Origin of the sequence: uncultured Pseudoalteromonas sp., from assembly GCF_963922945.1 — a bacterium.
Lineage (GTDB): Bacteria > Pseudomonadota > Gammaproteobacteria > Enterobacterales > Alteromonadaceae > Pseudoalteromonas.
This window is the reverse complement of record NZ_CAWUKC010000045.1, coordinates 1-16725: the sequence shown is the minus strand read 5'-3', so window position 1 is coordinate 16725 and position 16725 is coordinate 1. Positions and strand designations below refer to the sequence as shown.

The 16725-nt window shown below is 43.0% G+C and carries 11 protein-coding genes; 6 read left to right on the top strand and 5 right to left on the bottom strand.

Going from position 1 to position 16725, the window contains the following annotated elements:
* Nucleotides 1–68 precede the first annotated feature (68 nt).
* The 6 genes from rpoB (at nucleotide 69) to tuf (ending at nucleotide 12895) form a co-directional block, all read left to right on the top strand.
* Nucleotides 69–4094, top strand: coding sequence for a DNA-directed RNA polymerase subunit beta (gene rpoB / locus AABI99_RS10890; RefSeq protein ID WP_338365781.1), 4026 nt, complete (start codon nucleotides 69–71; stop codon nucleotides 4092–4094).
* Between the two features lie 104 nt (nucleotides 4095–4198).
* Nucleotides 4199–8371 (top strand): DNA-directed RNA polymerase subunit beta', encoded by a 4173-nt coding sequence (gene rpoC / locus AABI99_RS10885; protein ID WP_338365780.1) that lies wholly within the window; start codon nucleotides 4199–4201, stop codon nucleotides 8369–8371.
* A gap of 192 nt (nucleotides 8372–8563) precedes the next feature.
* A complete protein-coding gene (rpsL, locus tag AABI99_RS10880; protein WP_002958885.1) occupies nucleotides 8564–8938 on the top strand; it encodes a 30S ribosomal protein S12 in 375 nt (124 codons plus the stop codon).
* A 97-nt stretch (nucleotides 8939–9035) separates the two neighbouring features.
* Nucleotides 9036–9506, top strand: a complete 471-nt coding sequence (gene rpsG / locus AABI99_RS10875; RefSeq protein ID WP_338365774.1) for a 30S ribosomal protein S7 — start codon at nucleotides 9036–9038, stop codon at nucleotides 9504–9506.
* Nucleotides 9507–9533: 27 nt separating this feature from the next.
* On the top strand, nucleotides 9534–11648 hold the full coding sequence (gene fusA / locus AABI99_RS10870) for an elongation factor G (protein WP_338365773.1): 2115 nt from the start codon (nucleotides 9534–9536) through the stop codon (nucleotides 11646–11648).
* A 62-nt stretch (nucleotides 11649–11710) separates the two neighbouring features.
* Nucleotides 11711–12895: an elongation factor Tu gene (gene tuf / locus AABI99_RS10865; protein WP_338365772.1), complete on the top strand. Its 1185-nt coding sequence runs from the start codon at nucleotides 11711–11713 to the stop codon at nucleotides 12893–12895.
* A gap of 217 nt (nucleotides 12896–13112) precedes the next feature.
* On the opposite strand, the gene AABI99_RS10860 is transcribed toward tuf, so the two are convergent.
* From AABI99_RS10860 to AABI99_RS10840, 5 genes are all read right to left on the bottom strand, one after another.
* Nucleotides 13113–14309: a dipeptidase gene (locus AABI99_RS10860; RefSeq protein WP_338365771.1), complete on the bottom strand. Its 1197-nt coding sequence runs from the start codon at nucleotides 14307–14309 to the stop codon at nucleotides 13113–13115.
* A gap of 64 nt (nucleotides 14310–14373) precedes the next feature.
* The gene (locus tag AABI99_RS10855) at nucleotides 14374–14628 is read right to left on the bottom strand and encodes a YheU family protein (RefSeq protein WP_338365770.1); all 255 of its coding nucleotides are present in this window, start codon (nucleotides 14626–14628) and stop codon (nucleotides 14374–14376) included.
* A complete protein-coding gene (locus AABI99_RS10850; RefSeq protein ID WP_338365769.1) occupies nucleotides 14625–15617 on the bottom strand; it encodes a hydrolase in 993 nt (330 codons plus the stop codon). Before AABI99_RS10850 ends, AABI99_RS10855 begins: the two co-directional genes overlap by 4 nt.
* 111 nt (nucleotides 15618–15728) lie before the next feature.
* Nucleotides 15729–15875, bottom strand: coding sequence for a hypothetical protein (locus AABI99_RS10845; RefSeq protein WP_338365768.1), 147 nt, complete (start codon nucleotides 15873–15875; stop codon nucleotides 15729–15731).
* Between the two features lie 561 nt (nucleotides 15876–16436).
* Nucleotides 16437–16725: DUF2390 domain-containing protein (locus AABI99_RS10840; protein WP_338365767.1), on the bottom strand; the 289-nt coding region annotated here is incomplete at its 5' end.

Below are 16725 nucleotides of genomic sequence, written 5' to 3'. Positions count from 1 at the left end.
ATAGATGCCAGTTAAGTCTGTTCTTACAAGAACAGGTCGGGTCAAAGATCAGCAAGCTGAGGAACCCCATGGCTTACTCTTATTCTGAAAAGAAACGTATCCGTAAGGATTTTGGTAAACGTCCACAAGTTTTGGATATACCTTTCTTACTGTCGACACAGTTAGAATCGTTTAAAAAATTCTTAGTCCCAGACGCTGATGGCGATCATGGTTTGGAAGCAGCCTTCCGTTCTGTGTTCCCTATAAAAAGCTACTCGGGAAATTCTGAGCTTCAATACGTTAGTTATCGTATTGGTGAGCCAGTATTCGATGTAAAAGAATGTCAAATTCGCGGTGTGACTTATTCTGCTCCACTTCGCGTGAAACTGCGTCTTGTAGTTATGGACAAAGAAGCTCCAGGCACAGTTAAAGACATTAAAGAGCAAGAAGTTTACATGGGCGAAATTCCGCTCATGACTGATACCGGTACTTTTGTAATCAATGGTACAGAGCGTGTTATCGTTTCTCAGCTACACCGTAGCCCTGGTGTATTCTTTGATAACGACCGCGGTAAAACCCATTCATCGGGTAAAGTATTATATAACGCTCGCGTTATACCTTACCGTGGTTCATGGTTAGACTTCGAGTTTGATGCAAAAGATAACTTATATGTACGTATAGACCGTCGTCGTAAATTACCGGCCTCTATTATTTTACGTGCACTTGAGTACTCTAGCGAAGACATGCTAGCTATGTTCTTCGATACTACCGCGTTTGAAGTAGCTGACGGTAAAGTTCTTATGGAACTAGTACCTTCACGTTTACGTGGTGAAACTGCCGCTTTTGATATCAAAGGCGAAGACGGTGAAGTACTTGTTGAAAGCGGTCGTCGTATTACGGCACGTCACATCAAGAGCATCGAGAAAAAAGGCATTAATCAATTAGAAGTACCACATGAGTACATCATTGGCCGTATTGTAGCTAAAAACTATGTTGATGAGTCAACAGGTGAAATTATTGCAAACGCTAATGACGAGCTATCACTTGAATTGATGGCTGAATTGGTTAAAGCAGGTCACACTAAAATTGATACTCTATATATCAATGAAGTTGACAGCGGCGCTTACATGTCAAATACATTAAATATTGACTCGTCTAGCAACCGTTTAGAAGCATTAGTAGAAATTTACCGCATGATGCGCCCAGGCGAGCCACCGACGAAAGACGCGGCAGAAGCCTTATTTGAGAATCTATTCTTCTCTGATGAACGTTACGACTTATCTACTGTAGGTCGTATGAAGTTCAACAGCCGTGTTGGTTACGATACAGACACAGGCCCTGGCACATTAAGCAAAGAAGACATCGTAGCTGTTATGAAAGTGCTCATTGCCATTCGTAACGGTCAAGGCGATGTTGATGATATTGACCACTTAGGCAACCGTCGTATACGTAGTGTTGGCGAAATGGCTGAGAACCAATTCCGTGTAGGTCTAGTACGTGTAGAACGTGCTGTACGTGAGCGCTTAAGCTTAGGTGACCTTGACGCGATCATGCCACAAGATCTTATTAACGCTAAGCCTATTTCGGCAGCGGTTAAAGAGTTCTTCGGCTCGTCTCAGTTATCACAGTTTATGGACCAAAATAACCCGCTATCGGAAGTAACGCACAAGCGTCGTATTTCTGCATTAGGTCCGGGTGGTTTAACACGTGAGCGCGCCGGCTTTGAAGTACGTGACGTTCACGTAACTCACTACGGTCGTGTATGTCCAATCGAGACTCCTGAGGGTCCAAACATCGGTCTAATTAACTCATTATCTACGTACGCACGTACAAATGATTTTGGTTTCTTAGAAACACCATACCGTAAAGTGGTAGATGGTGTAGTAACTGATGAAGTTGATTATTTATCAGCCATTGAAGAAGGTCAGTTTGTGATCGCACAGGCGAACTCAAACCTGAACGAGAACAATGAGTTTGTTGATGAACTTATCCCATGTCGTCACAAAGGTGAGTCAACCTTTATGGGTCGCATGGATCAGCAATATATGGATGTATCACCACAACAGGTGATCTCTGTAGCGGCTGCACTTATCCCGTTCCTAGAACATGATGATGCTAACCGTGCCTTGATGGGTTCAAACATGCAACGTCAAGCAGTACCAACATTGAACGCGGACAAGCCGTTAGTAGGTACTGGTATTGAGTTAACACTAGCAAAAGATTCTGGTGTAACAATTGTTGCTAAACGTGGTGGTGAAGTAATGTACGCCGATGCGAGCCGCATCGTAGTAAACGTAAATGACGATGAGCGTATCCCTGGTGAAGCGGGTATCGATATTTACAACCTTACTAAGTACACACGCTCAAACCAAAATACATGTATTAACCAAAAGCCAACTTGTATGGTTGGTGAGCCGGTTACGCGTGGTGATGTATTAGCAGATGGTCCTTCAACTGACTTAGGTGACTTAGCCCTTGGTCAAAACCTTCGCGTGGCATTCATGCCATGGAACGGTTACAACTTCGAGGATTCAATCTTACTATCAGAGCGCGTAGTTGAAGAAGATCGTCTAACGACTATCCATATTCAAGAGCTACAATGTGTTGCACGTGATACTAAATTAGGTCCTGAAGAGATCACAGCAGATATCCCGAATGTGGGTGAGTCTGCACTAGGCAAGCTTGATGAATCAGGCGTTGTTTATATTGGTGCTGAAGTTAAAGGCGGCGATATCCTAGTAGGTAAAGTGACTCCGAAAGGCGAGACGCAATTAACGCCTGAAGAAAAGCTACTACGTGCTATCTTTGGCGAAAAAGCGTCTGACGTTAAAGACAGCTCTTTACGTGTACCAAACTCTGTTACAGGTACTGTAATTGACGTACAAGTTTTCACCCGTGATGGTGTTGAAAAAGATAAGCGTGCGTTAGAAGTTGAAGACATGCAGCTTCGCGAAGCGAAGAAAGACTTCAATGAAGAGTTCCGTATTTTAGAAGCGGGTGTACTAGAGCGCGCTCGTAAGTTACTTGCAACTGCTGGTTTCGACGAGTCAAGCTTAGCGTCACTAAATGCTGAAAAGCTACTTACTCAAAGTCTTGCACAAGAAGATAAGCAAGCTGAACTTGAGCAACTAGCTGCACAGTACGATGAGCTTAAAGCTGAATACGATAAGAAGTTTGAAAACAAACGTCGTAAAATTACCCAAGGTGATGACTTAGCACCGGGTGTACTTAAGATTGTTAAAGTATACCTAGCTGTTAAACGTCGTATTCAACCGGGTGATAAAATGGCGGGTCGTCACGGTAACAAAGGTGTTATCTCGACTATCGTACCAGTAGAAGATATGCCATACGATGATAAAGGTCGTACGGTAGATATCGTACTTAATCCACTAGGTGTACCATCACGAATGAACATCGGTCAGATCCTTGAAACACATATGGGTCTAGCTGCGCGTGGTATTGGTGAGCGCCTAGAGGAAATGATGAAAGAGCAACGTGAGCTGCATGAGCTACGTGAATTCATCAAGCAAGCTTACGAAATCGGTGAATCTCGTCAGAAAGTAGATATTGCTAGCTTCTCTGATGATGAAATTCGTCGTCTAGCTGAAAACTTAAAAGGTGGTTTACCAATCGCTACTCCGGCATTTGATGGCGCGAAAGAAGACGAAATCAAAGATATGCTAGAGCTTGGTGGCTACCCAAGAAGTGGTCAGGTTACACTCTATGATGGCCGTACTGGCGATCAGTTTGAACGTCAAGTAACTGTGGGTTACATGTACATGCTTAAACTTAACCACTTGGTTGATGATAAGATGCACGCACGTTCAACTGGTTCTTACAGCCTTGTTACTCAGCAGCCGCTGGGTGGTAAAGCACAGTTCGGTGGCCAGCGTTTTGGTGAGATGGAAGTATGGGCACTTGAAGCTTACGGTGCTGCTTACACGCTACAAGAAATGCTAACAGTGAAATCGGATGACGTGAACGGTCGTACTAAGATGTATAAAAACATCGTTGATGGTAACCATAAGATGGAACCAGGTATGCCAGAATCGTTCAACGTATTGTTGAAAGAAATCCGCTCACTGGGTATCAACATCGAATTGGAAGAAAATTAAGCCAATTAGATGCTGCAGTTAACGCTGCAGCATCTGTTACGGCTCAATAGAATGTAGGGGCGAGATTATCCGCCCTCAAGATTAACTCCGACAGGAGAGCTAAGGTGAAAGACTTACTTAAGTTTCTGAAGCAACAAAATAAGACCGAAGAATTCGATGCAATTCGCATTGGTCTTGCTTCACCAGACATGGTTCGTTCATGGTCATACGGTGAAGTAAAGAAACCTGAGACTATTAACTACCGTACTTTCAAGCCTGAGCGCGATGGCTTATTCTGTGCCCGTATTTTCGGCCCAGTGAAAGATTATGAGTGTTTATGTGGTAAATATAAACGCCTTAAACACCGTGGTGTGATCTGTGAGAAGTGTGGCGTTGAAGTTACACTTACAAAAGTGCGTCGTGATCGTATGGGTCATATTGACCTTGCGAGCCCAGTAGCACATATATGGTTTTTAAAATCATTACCGTCTCGTATTGGCTTAATGCTAGATATGACACTTCGTGATATCGAACGTGTTCTTTACTTCGAGTCATTCGTAGTAACTGAGCCTGGTATGACAACGCTTGAGCGTGGTCAATTATTAGGTGAAGAAGAATACCTAGATGCACTTGAAGAGCACGGTGATGAATTTGAAGCTAAGATGGGTGCAGAAGCAGTATTAGACTTGCTTCGTGAACTTGATCTTGGCCAATTAATTGCAGAAATGCGTGAAGAGTTACCAACAATCAACTCTGAAACTAAGCGCAAGAAGATCACTAAACGTCTTAAGTTAATGGAATCATTCCACCAATCAGGTAATAACCCTGAGTGGATGATCATGACAGTACTTCCGGTATTACCACCTGATTTACGTCCATTAGTACCACTAGATGGTGGCCGTTTTGCGACTTCAGATCTAAATGACCTTTACCGTCGTGTTATTAACCGTAATAACCGTCTTAAACGTCTATTAGATTTAGCTGCACCAGATATTATCGTACGCAACGAAAAACGTATGTTACAAGAAGCGGTTGATGCGCTACTTGACAACGGTCGTCGTGGTCGTGCAATTACAGGTTCTAACAAACGTCCACTTAAATCGCTTGCTGATATGATCAAGGGTAAGCAAGGTCGTTTCCGTCAGAACTTACTTGGTAAGCGTGTGGATTACTCTGGCCGTTCTGTTATCACGGTTGGTCCTACACTTAAGCTTCACCAATGTGGTCTTCCTAAGAAGATGGCACTTGAGCTATTCAAACCATTTATCTATGGCAAATTAGAGCGTCGCGGCATGGCCACGACTATCAAAGCTGCTAAGAAAATGGTAGAGCGCGAAGTAGCGGAAGTATGGGATGTATTAGACGAAGTAATTCGTGAACACCCAGTACTACTTAACCGTGCACCTACACTTCACCGTTTAGGTATCCAAGCGTTTGAGCCTGTGCTAATTGAAGGTAAAGCAATCCATTTACACCCACTAGTATGTGCGGCTTACAACGCCGACTTCGATGGTGACCAAATGGCGGTACACGTACCGTTAACGCTTGAAGCTCAGTTAGAAGCTCGTGCACTAATGATGTCTACTAATAACATCCTATCTCCAGCGAATGGTGAGCCAATCATCGTTCCTTCACAGGATGTTGTATTAGGTCTTTACTACATGACGCGCGACCGCATTAATGCGAAAGGCGAAGGCATTGTATTTAAAGATCCTAAAGAAGCAGAAAAAGCATACCGCAGTGGTAACGCAGAACTTCACGCACGCGTAAAAGTACGTATTAGTGAGTCAATCACTAATGAAGCGGGTGTTGTTGAAGACACTGTAACGCTTATCGATACAACTGTTGGCCGTGCAATTCTGTCTCTTATTTTACCTAAAGGCATGCCGTTTGAGTCAATCAACCAAGCATTAGGTAAAAAGCAGATTTCTGGCTTATTAAACGAGTGTTACCGTCGTTTAGGTCTTAAAGACACGGTTGTGTTTGCTGACCAAGTTATGTACACCGGTTTCCACTACGCAATGAAGTCAGGTGTTTCAATTGGTATCGATGACTTAGTTATCCCGCCAGTTAAAGCATCAATTATCGATTCAGCTGAAGCTGAAGTAACTGAAATCAACCAACAATTCCAATCAGGTCTTGTAACGGCTGGTGAAAAGTACAATAAAGTTATCGATATCTGGTCACGTGTAAATGAAAACTTATCGCGTGAAATGATGGCCAACTTGTCAAAAGACACGGTTATCAATGCTAAAGGTGAAGAAGAAGAGCAACCGTCATTTAACTCTGTGTTTATGATGGCCGACTCAGGTGCTCGTGGTAGTGCCGCTCAGATCCGTCAGCTAGCAGGTATGCGTGGTCTAATGGCACGTCCAGACGGTTCAATTATCGAGACGCCAATCACGGCTAACTTCCGTGAAGGTCTAAACGTACTACAGTACTTCATCTCAACGCACGGTGCGCGTAAAGGTCTTGCCGATACAGCACTTAAAACAGCGAACTCAGGTTACTTAACGCGTCGTCTAGTAGACGTTGCACAAGATTTGGTAATCAACGAAGACGATTGTGGCACAGAAGATGGCTTAACAATGAAACCGCTTATTGAAGGTGGTGACGTTGTAGAAGCACTTCGCGAACGTGTACTAGGTCGTGTTGTCGCTGAACCTGTGCTTATTCCTAATACAGATACTGTATTAGTTGAGCGTAACGTAATGCTTGACGAAAAACTGTGTGACCTTTTAGAAGAGCACTCAGTAGACGAAGTTCGTGTACGTTCAGTTATCACATGTGATAACGACTTTGGTGTATGTTCTAAGTGTTACGGTCGTGACCTTGCACGTGGCCATATCATCAACGCAGGTGAATCTGTAGGTGTTATCGCGGCACAATCAATCGGTGAGCCAGGTACACAGCTTACGATGCGTACATTCCACATCGGTGGTGCGGCATCAAGAGCATCTGCTGAGAATAATGTACAAGTTAAAACCGACGGTACCCTAAAACTACATAACGCTAAGTATGTACTTAATACCGATGGTAAGATTGTAATTACTTCACGTTCAACTGAAATCACTATCATTGATAGCTTTGGTCGTGAAAAAGAGCGCTATAAAGTACCTTACGGTGCGGTACTAGCAGTACAGGATAATGCAGAAGTTCAAGGTAACGACATTGTTGCTACTTGGGACCCGCATAGTCACCCAATCATTCTTGAGCATAAGTCAAAAATCTCGTTCAGCGATGTTGATGACTCAAATACAGAAGCACAGACTGATGAACTAACCGGTTTAACCCGTGTAGTTGTAAAAGACCTTGCTAAAGTTAATGCGAAAGAGCCAAAGCTTATCATTGAAAGTGAAGAGCGCGGCTTGCAAGAAACACGTCTACCTTCATTCACTACGATTGAAGTGACAGATGGCGTTACTGCAAACCCTGGTGACGTACTAGCACGTATTCCGCAAGAAGGTTCGAAAACTCGTGATATCACGGGTGGTCTACCACGCGTAGCCGACTTATTTGAAGCTCGTAAACCAAAAGATCCTGCAATCCTTGCAGAAATCACCGGTACTATTAGCTTCGGTAAAGAGACTAAAGGTAAGAAACGTCTTGTGATCACGCCTGCAGAGGGTGACGCATACGAAGAGATGATTCCTAAGTGGCGTCAGCTTAACGTGTTCGAAGGTGAGCAAGTGTCTAAAGGTGAAGTTATCGCCGATGGCCCTGAATCACCTCATGACATCTTACGTCTACGTGGTGTGACTCATGTTGCTAATTATATCGTTAACGAAGTGCAAGAGGTTTACCGTTTGCAGGGCGTTAAGATCAATGATAAGCACATTGAAACGATTATTCGTCAGATGCTACGTAAATGTACCATCCTTGACGGCGGTGATACTGAGTTCTTAGCAGGTGAGCAAATTGAAGTAGCTCGCGTAAACATTGCTAATCGTGAACTTGAGAAGCAAGGTAAGATCCCAGCGAAGTTTGAAATACAACTTATGGGTATCACCAAAGCATCACTTGCAACAGAATCTTTCATCTCGGCAGCGTCTTTCCAAGAAACAACACGTGTTCTTACTGATGCAGCTGTGAATGGTAAGAGCGATGAGCTTCGTGGTCTTAAAGAAAACGTAATTGTGGGTCGTCTGATCCCAGCCGGTACTGGCTTTGCGTATCACCAAGACCGTATGGCGCGTCGCAAGCAGAGTGAAGTTGTTGAAGAGCAAACAGTAAGTGCAGAAGAGGCAACTCAGGCACTAACAGACGCTCTAAACGCTGATTTATCTGGTGACCAATAAACTCTTATTAATCAGTAGATTAATAAATCGTAAGGCAGTTATATGCTGTCTTACGATGAGTTTAGGTTGACAGGTTAAACTTTGCTCATTAAAATTCCGCCACCCATTTACTTGCGTGTATGTTACAAGCTTGTAAAAAGGGCGGATTTTTTTATTTTTTCAGTAGTAATTTTAATTTCAGGAGCTATTTAAATGGCAACTATTAACCAGCTAGTGCGTAAGCCACGTCGTAGCAAGGTTACTAAAAGTAACTCAGCTGCGCTTAAAGCGTGTCCGCAAAAGCGTGGTGTATGTACTCGCGTATATACAACTACACCTAAGAAACCAAACTCAGCGTTACGTAAAGTAGCTCGTGTACGTTTAACTAACGGTTTCGAAGTAACATCATACATCGGTGGTGAAGGTCATAACCTTCAAGAGCACAGTGTAATCCTAATCCGTGGTGGTCGTGTTAAAGATTTACCAGGTGTGCGTTTCCACACTGTACGTGGTGCACTTGACTGTGCAGGCGTTAGCGACCGTCGTCAAGCTCGTTCTAAATACGGTGCAAAACGCCCTAAAGGCTAATTGTTTTCCGTTAGTAAGGCCAAGCACTAAATATTATTAATTATTGTTTTGGGTGATTGTTTTAAAAGAACAAACCTGAATAAACCGGAGATACAAAATGCCTAGAAGACGCGTAATAGGTCAACGTAAAATTCTTCCAGATCCTAAGTTCGGATCGGAACTTCTTGCTAAATTCGTTAACATCGTAATGTTAGACGGCAAGAAATCTACTGCTGAAAAAATTGTTTATGGTGCGCTAGACGTGGCTGCTGAGAAATCAGGCAAGTCGCACCTAGAAATCTTTGAATCTGCACTTGATAACATCCGTCCACAGGTAGAGGTTAAATCTCGCCGTGTTGGTGGTTCAACTTATCAAGTACCAGTTGAAGTACGTCCAGTACGTCGCAACGCATTAGGTATGCGTTGGTTAGTAGACGCTGCACGTAAGCGTGGCGAAAAATCTATGGGCTTACGTTTAGCTCAAGAAATGATCGACGCTGCTGATAACAAAGGCACTGCGGTTAAGAAACGTGAAGACGTTCACCGTATGGCTGAAGCGAATAAAGCATTCGCACATTACCGTTGGTAATCTGTCCTTAACCTTTAAGAGGATCATATGGCACGTACAACTCCACTTGAGCGCTACCGTAATATCGGCATAGTAGCTCACGTAGATGCAGGCAAAACCACGACAACAGAACGTGTTCTGTTCTACACGGGTCTTTCTCATAAGATCGGTGAAGTACATGATGGCGCCGCAACTATGGATTGGATGGAGCAGGAACAAGAGCGTGGTATCACAATCACTTCTGCTGCAACAACGTGTTTCTGGAAAGGGATGGACGCGCAGTTTGACGACCATCGTATCAATATTATTGATACCCCAGGGCACGTAGATTTCACTATCGAAGTAGAGCGCTCTTTACGCGTACTTGATGGTGCGGTAGTTGTTCTTTGTGCTTCATCAGGTGTACAGCCGCAAACTGAGACAGTTTGGCGCCAAGCGAACAAATACGAAGTTCCTCGCATGATCTTCGTAAATAAAATGGATCGCACGGGCGCTGACTTCTTAACGGTTGTTGACCAGGTGAAATCTCGTCTTGGGGCAACGCCTGTTCCAATCCAGTTGCCAATTGGCGCTGAAGACGACTTTAAAGGTGTTATTGACCTGATAAAAATGAAAGCTATTAACTGGAACGAAGCGGACCAGGGTATGACTTTCTCTTATGAGGCAATACCGGCAGAACTTCAAGAGCTCGCTGAGCAGTGGCACTCTCACTTAGTTGAAAGTGCAGCTGAAGCCTCTGAAGAACTAATGGACAAATACTTAGAAGGCGAAGAGTTAAGTGAAGCAGAGATTAAATCTGCTTTACGTCAACGCACATTAGCGAACGAAATTGTTCCCATTACGTGTGGTAGTGCATTTAAAAACAAGGGCGTTCAAGCTGTGCTTGATGGTGTTGTTGAATATATGCCAGCACCAACACAAGTGAAACAAATCCAAGGTATTCTAGAAAATGGTACTGAGGAAGAGCGTCCAGCTGATGATAAAGCGCCGTTTGCTGCACTTGCTTTTAAAATTGCAACAGACCCGTTTGTTGGCACTCTAACCTTTTTCCGCGTTTACTCTGGTACTGTTAAACAGGGTGACGCGGTTTATAACCCAGTTAAAAATAAGCGTGAGCGATTTGGTCGTATCGTACAGATGCATTCAAACTCGCGTGAAGAGATCAAAGAAGTTTACGCAGGCGACATCGCGGCAGCTATTGGTCTTAAAGACGTAACAACAGGTGAAACACTGTGTGATCCAAGCTCTATTATTACGCTTGAGCGTATGGAGTTTCCTGAGCCAGTGATTTCTGTTGCGGTTGAGCCTCGCACAATTGCTGACCAAGATAAGATGAGTATTGCTCTAGGTAAACTAGCTGCAGAAGATCCATCTTTTCGTGTACAGACTGACGAAGAATCAGGCCAGACTATAATCTCTGGTATGGGTGAACTTCACCTAGATATCATCGTCGATCGTATGAAACGTGAATTCAGTGTTGAATGTAACGTTGGTAAGCCGCAGGTTGCATACCGAGAAGCTATTCGTTCAACTGTTGAAGTTGAAGGGAAGTTTGTACGTCAATCAGGTGGTCGTGGTCAGTATGGTCACGTCTGGGTTAAACTTGAACCGATGGATATATCGGATGATGAAGCGCCAACTTATGAGTTCGTTAATGAAACAGTAGGTGGTTCGGTTCCTAAAGAATATATCCCTGCAGTAGACAAAGGTATCCAAGAGCAAATGTCTCAAGGTGTACTGGCAGGCTACCCATTACTTGGCGTTAAAGCGACTTTATATGATGGTTCTTACCATGATGTAGATTCGAATGAAATGGCATTTAAAATTGCAGGTTCAATGGCGATGAAAGCTGGTGCACTTGATGCAGATCCAGTTCTTTTAGAGCCAATGATGAAGGTTGAAGTAATCACTCCTGATGCAAACATGGGTGATGTAGTTGGCGACTTAAACCGTCGTCGCGGCATAATTGAAGGCATGGAAGATGCAATTGGTGGACTTAAGCAAGTTAATGCTCAGGTTCCTCTATCTGAAATGTTTGGTTATGCAACTGCTTTACGATCTGCAACGCAGGGGCGTGCTTCATACTCTATGGAGTTTTTGAAATACGCTGAAGCCTCTAAACAGGTTGCAGATACAATAATTTCAGCTCGCGCTGTTATATGATTTTAGCTTGTCTGGCTCAATAGTGAGTCAGGCTTTAATTTCTTAATTAGGAATTTTTTAAGATGGCAAAAGAAAAGTTTGAACGCGTAAAACCGCACGTAAACGTTGGTACAATCGGCCACGTTGACCACGGTAAAACTACACTAACTGCAGCAATCACTAACGTACTTGCAAAAGTATACGGCGGTGTTGCTAAAGATTTCGCATCAATCGATAACGCTCCAGAAGAGCGTGAGCGTGGTATCACAATCTCAACTTCTCACGTTGAGTACGATACACCAACTCGTCACTACGCACACGTAGATTGTCCAGGACACGCCGATTACGTTAAAAACATGATCACTGGTGCTGCTCAAATGGACGGCGCAATCCTAGTAGTTGCTGCGACTGACGGTCCTATGCCACAAACTCGTGAGCACATCCTACTTTCTCGTCAGGTTGGCGTACCTTACATCGTTGTATTCATGAACAAATGTGACATGGTTGACGACGAAGAGCTACTTGAGCTAGTAGAAATGGAAGTTCGTGAACTTCTTTCTGAGTACGACTTCCCAGGTGATGACTTACCACTAATTCAAGGTTCAGCTCTTAAAGCACTTGAAGGCGAAAAGCAGTGGGAAGACAAAATCGTTGAGCTTGCAGAAGCACTAGATTCTTACATCCCAGAGCCAGAGCGTGACATCGATAAGCCATTCATCATGCCTATCGAAGACGTTTTCTCAATCCAAGGTCGTGGTACTGTTGTAACTGGCCGTGTTGAAGCTGGTATCATCAACGTGAATGACGAAGTTGAAATCGTAGGTATCAAAGAAACTACGAAGACAACTTGTACAGGTGTTGAGATGTTCCGTAAGCTTCTAGACGAAGGTCGTGCGGGTGAGAACATTGGTGCACTTCTACGTGGTACTAAGCGTGAAGACGTTGAACGTGGTCAAGTACTAGCTAAGCCTGGTTCAATCACTCCACACACGAAGTTCACTTCAGAAGTATACGTACTTTCTAAAGATGAAGGTGGTCGTCACACTCCATTCTTCAAAGGTTACCGTCCACAGTTCTACTTCCGTACAACTGACGTAACAGGTGACGTACAGTTACCAGAAGGCGTAGAAATGGTAATGCCTGGTGATAACATCAAGATGACAGTAACTCTAATCGCGCCAATCGCGATGGACGAAGGTCTTCGTTTCGCTATCCGTGAAGGTGGCCGTACTGTAGGTGCTGGTGTTGTAGCAACTATCGTAGAGTAATAATTAACGTTTAAGTTAATTGTTAGAAAAAGGTCACTTAGGTGGCCTTTTTTAATGCCTGAAGAAAAGTGGTTAGTTTTCAGCTTTTAGCTATTAGTAGCTTGGTGTTAAATTATACTTAACACATAAAAAAGCACGACTTTAAGTCGTGCTATTAATTAAACTTTTTGACAACTGACAACTGACAACTGACAACTGACAACTGACAGCTTACACGCTAGTGCTTTTTCGCATATGCTTCGGCTTGCTTCCACACTCTTAGCGTATTTTCGCTCAAGATTTTTTTAATGTCGGCATCGCTATAGCCTCTGTCCATTAACCCTTGCACTAGGTTAGGGTAGCTCGCTACATCTTTTAGGCCAATCGGTAATGAATCCCCAACACCGTCGTAGTCAGAGCCAATACCTACGTAATCAATACCAATTAATTCAACTACATGGTCAATGTGATCAAGGACTTGCTCAAGGCTTGCGAACGGGAATGGGTTTTTAGCACGGTACGCTGCGTCAAAGTCTTTGCCTGGCTTAGTGCCTTCTTTTTTAACGGCCTCCTTTGTACTTTTCAGGTCTTTGTACCATGAACCTGCTTGAGAGGTTACAAAGCTTGAGCCAAAGTTAATTTGAATAACCCCGCCATTCTTTTTAAGCGCTAGTAACATGTCATCATTCATATTACGCTCAAAACCTGGCGTGTATTTTCGCAGTGATGAGTGTGAGGCAATCACCGGTGTTTTAGACAGCTCCATTACCTGGTAAAACGCATCATCTGATATATGCGACACATCAATCAGCATACCGACGTTGTTCATTTCGGTTATTAGCTTTTTACCAAATGGGCTTAAGCCTTTCCATTTACGACGAATATCGTATGACGAGTCAGAAATATGGTTACTTTGTGAGTGCGCAAGCGTAATATAGCGTACACCGCGGTCAAAAAAGTGCTGTAGGTTCTCCATTTTCCCTTCAATTGGCGAGCCATTTTCCATGCCCATTGCAATTGACAGTTTACCTTCCTCAAATTGCGCTTCAATATCTGCTGTTGAGCTGGCAATGGCAAACTTTTCTGGAGCACGCTGTGCAATCGCTTCCATGCTATCAATCATCTGATTGGCTAGCTGATAGCTTTTACCTTTGCCTTCAAACTCTAAATGAGCAGGAATATAAATAGACATAAATGGCGCGTTTAAACCGCCCTTAACTGCGCGAGGGTAGTCAAAGTCGCCGCCATCGGTAGCTTTCGTTACATCAACCCATTTCTCGTGAATGCGATAAGGTACATCGATATGAGTGTCGATTAAAATAGTGTCTTTTGCTAGTTTTACTGCTTTGTCTGACGGCTCTTTTACTTGCTCTGCAAAGGTTTGTGGTGTTAAAGCTAGTGATACGGCTACCACTAGAGTGCTGAGTTTTATCATATTTTGGCTCTTTGGGTAAAAAACTATTGTGTACGTTCAGTTTAAAAGTTACAAGTGTTAGGCATTAATCAAACGACTGTGCTTGATGCTCTTCACTTTGCATTGCCTTGAATTCGTTTTTTGAAATAATAGTGACAGATTCATGTAACTCAGAAAAAAACACCATGGCTTCACCGTTTTTAAGCTGCTGATTTACCTGCGCGACTTTACTTTCAATACTCACTTCTTGCTCACCGTAATCGGTGCCTTCACGAAGCACGTAACTTTCAATTAGGTTATAGAGGGTGTCTTTATCAAGTTGTTCAAAAGGGATAATCATAACTGCTTACTACTCGCTTTAGTGGGTAGGTGTTGGCCAAAATAATGAGGAACGGCTCGTTCAAGCCAAAATACCGGCCTAAACGGATTATTGCCGCTAATAAACCCTACATGGCCGCCTTTTTCAGAGACGCTCAGGGTAACATGCTCACTCACATCTTGCCTACTTGGCACAGCTTTAATCGACAGCATTGGGTCGTCTTTAGCATGAATGATTAAGGTAGGAATCGCAATATGCTTTAAGTAAGGCATTGCGCTGGCTTGGCGATAGTAATCGTGAGCGTTTTCAAAGCCATGTAGCGGTGCGGTTAGTTGATTATCAAACTCTAGCAAATCGTCAATTTTCATTAACTGCTCAGAGGTAATAGGTATTTGTTGCTTAATTTGTGGCAATTTACGCTGCATTGATTTTTTCATTCTATCGAGCAAATACTTTTGGTAAATTTTGCCTAAGCTTTTGCGAATAACATCGCTTGATGATGATAAGTCATAAGGTGCCGAAACCACTGCGGCGGCACTTAACGGGCAGTTTTCACGCTCTTCGCCTAGGTATTTAGCCAGTACATTGCCCCCTAATGAAAAACCAACAGCCATAATAGGACGGCTGGGAAATTGCTCCCTCAAGTGATTTATAAAAAAAGCTAAGTCGGCGGTATCGCCACTATGATAAGCACGCGGTAAGCGGTTAACTTCACTTGAGCAATTTCTAAAGTGCATAAGTACTACAGCATAACCTTGCTTTTTTAAGGCTTTCATCATGCCTTTGGCATAAAAGCTATTTATGTTTCCTTCAAGGCCATGTAAAACCACAGCAAGAGGGGCGTTTTCGTTATGAGGCAGCGACCATGCAAGTTCAATAAAATCGCCGTCGGGCGTATCAAGTTGCTCAAGTTCGTAGGACGTATTGTGAAATGGACGGAAAAAACGCGGCATTATGGTTTGAACGTGACGATTGGTCATCCACCATGCTGGTTTAAACTTGTTGATCATGTTGGTAGTACGCACTATGAAAAAAACGAAACGCTAGTGTACCAAATTTTTTGCTTTATAAAATAAAAAGCGCCTAATCAGTAACCTGAGTAGGCGCTTTGTGCGTCGTGCTTAATGATGCTCGGGAACTTCAGCCTCGTTAATCTTTTTAATAAAGTAAAAAGCGTAAAATAGGCAAAGAGCAATCACGACGCCTAAAATCCCAAAAGACATAAATAAAACTGGGTCGCTAAAAAAGTCTCTAAAGAATACGTTCATGATTGATCTCCTCGTTCAGTTGATGGGTTAATCATAGAGCGAGTTTGCAAGGCGTAACGTGATCGAGATCAAACTATTTCCCTGCGTGGAAAAAGTAACCAAGTAAAGTTGATGTAGATCATGTTTTGGGGGCTATTAAGTTCCTACTGCAGCGCCTCTAATCCTCTTTGTGATTAATTGGCTTAAAGGTTTTTTGCACAAAGAGAAAAGAGTGAGAAGTAAATGAGAAAATATAGCTACAAGCCAACAGCGACTAGATTTATATTTTTAGCAATATTAGCTTGGCTTTTATTTTTCTCTAAAAGCGCCGCGTCTCTAATCCTCTTTGTGAATAATTAGCTTAAAGACCTTTTGCACAAAGAGAAGAGAATGAGAAGTAAATAAGAAAGGTAGCCACGAGCCAACAGCGGCTAGACTTATATTTTTAATGGTATTAACTTGGTTTTTATTTTCCTCTAAAAGCGCAGCGTCTCTAACCCTCTTAGTGAGTAAATTACTTAAAGATTTTTTTGCACAAAGAAAATAGAATGGGCATTAGAAGAGGGTATAAAAACTGACAGCCTAAGTGGCTTTCACATACAGCTCAATATTGTTTGGCTTTACAGTTTCTAAAAAGCTAAATTTATTCGCTGTATCAATTAGTATTTGCTGTTGCTGTTTTTCAAGCTTTAACTCTGCGCTTAATAACTCTTGGCGTATTTTTGCATAGTCGTTAATACTTTCTTGATTAGCTTTTAAATAACTACGAGCGGCGCGCAGCGGCTTAAGTGCCTGCGTATCAAACTCATTTATTGAGTCTATTAACGCACTGAGCTGATCGGCATTAAGGCTTAGCTTAAGTGAGTCTAAA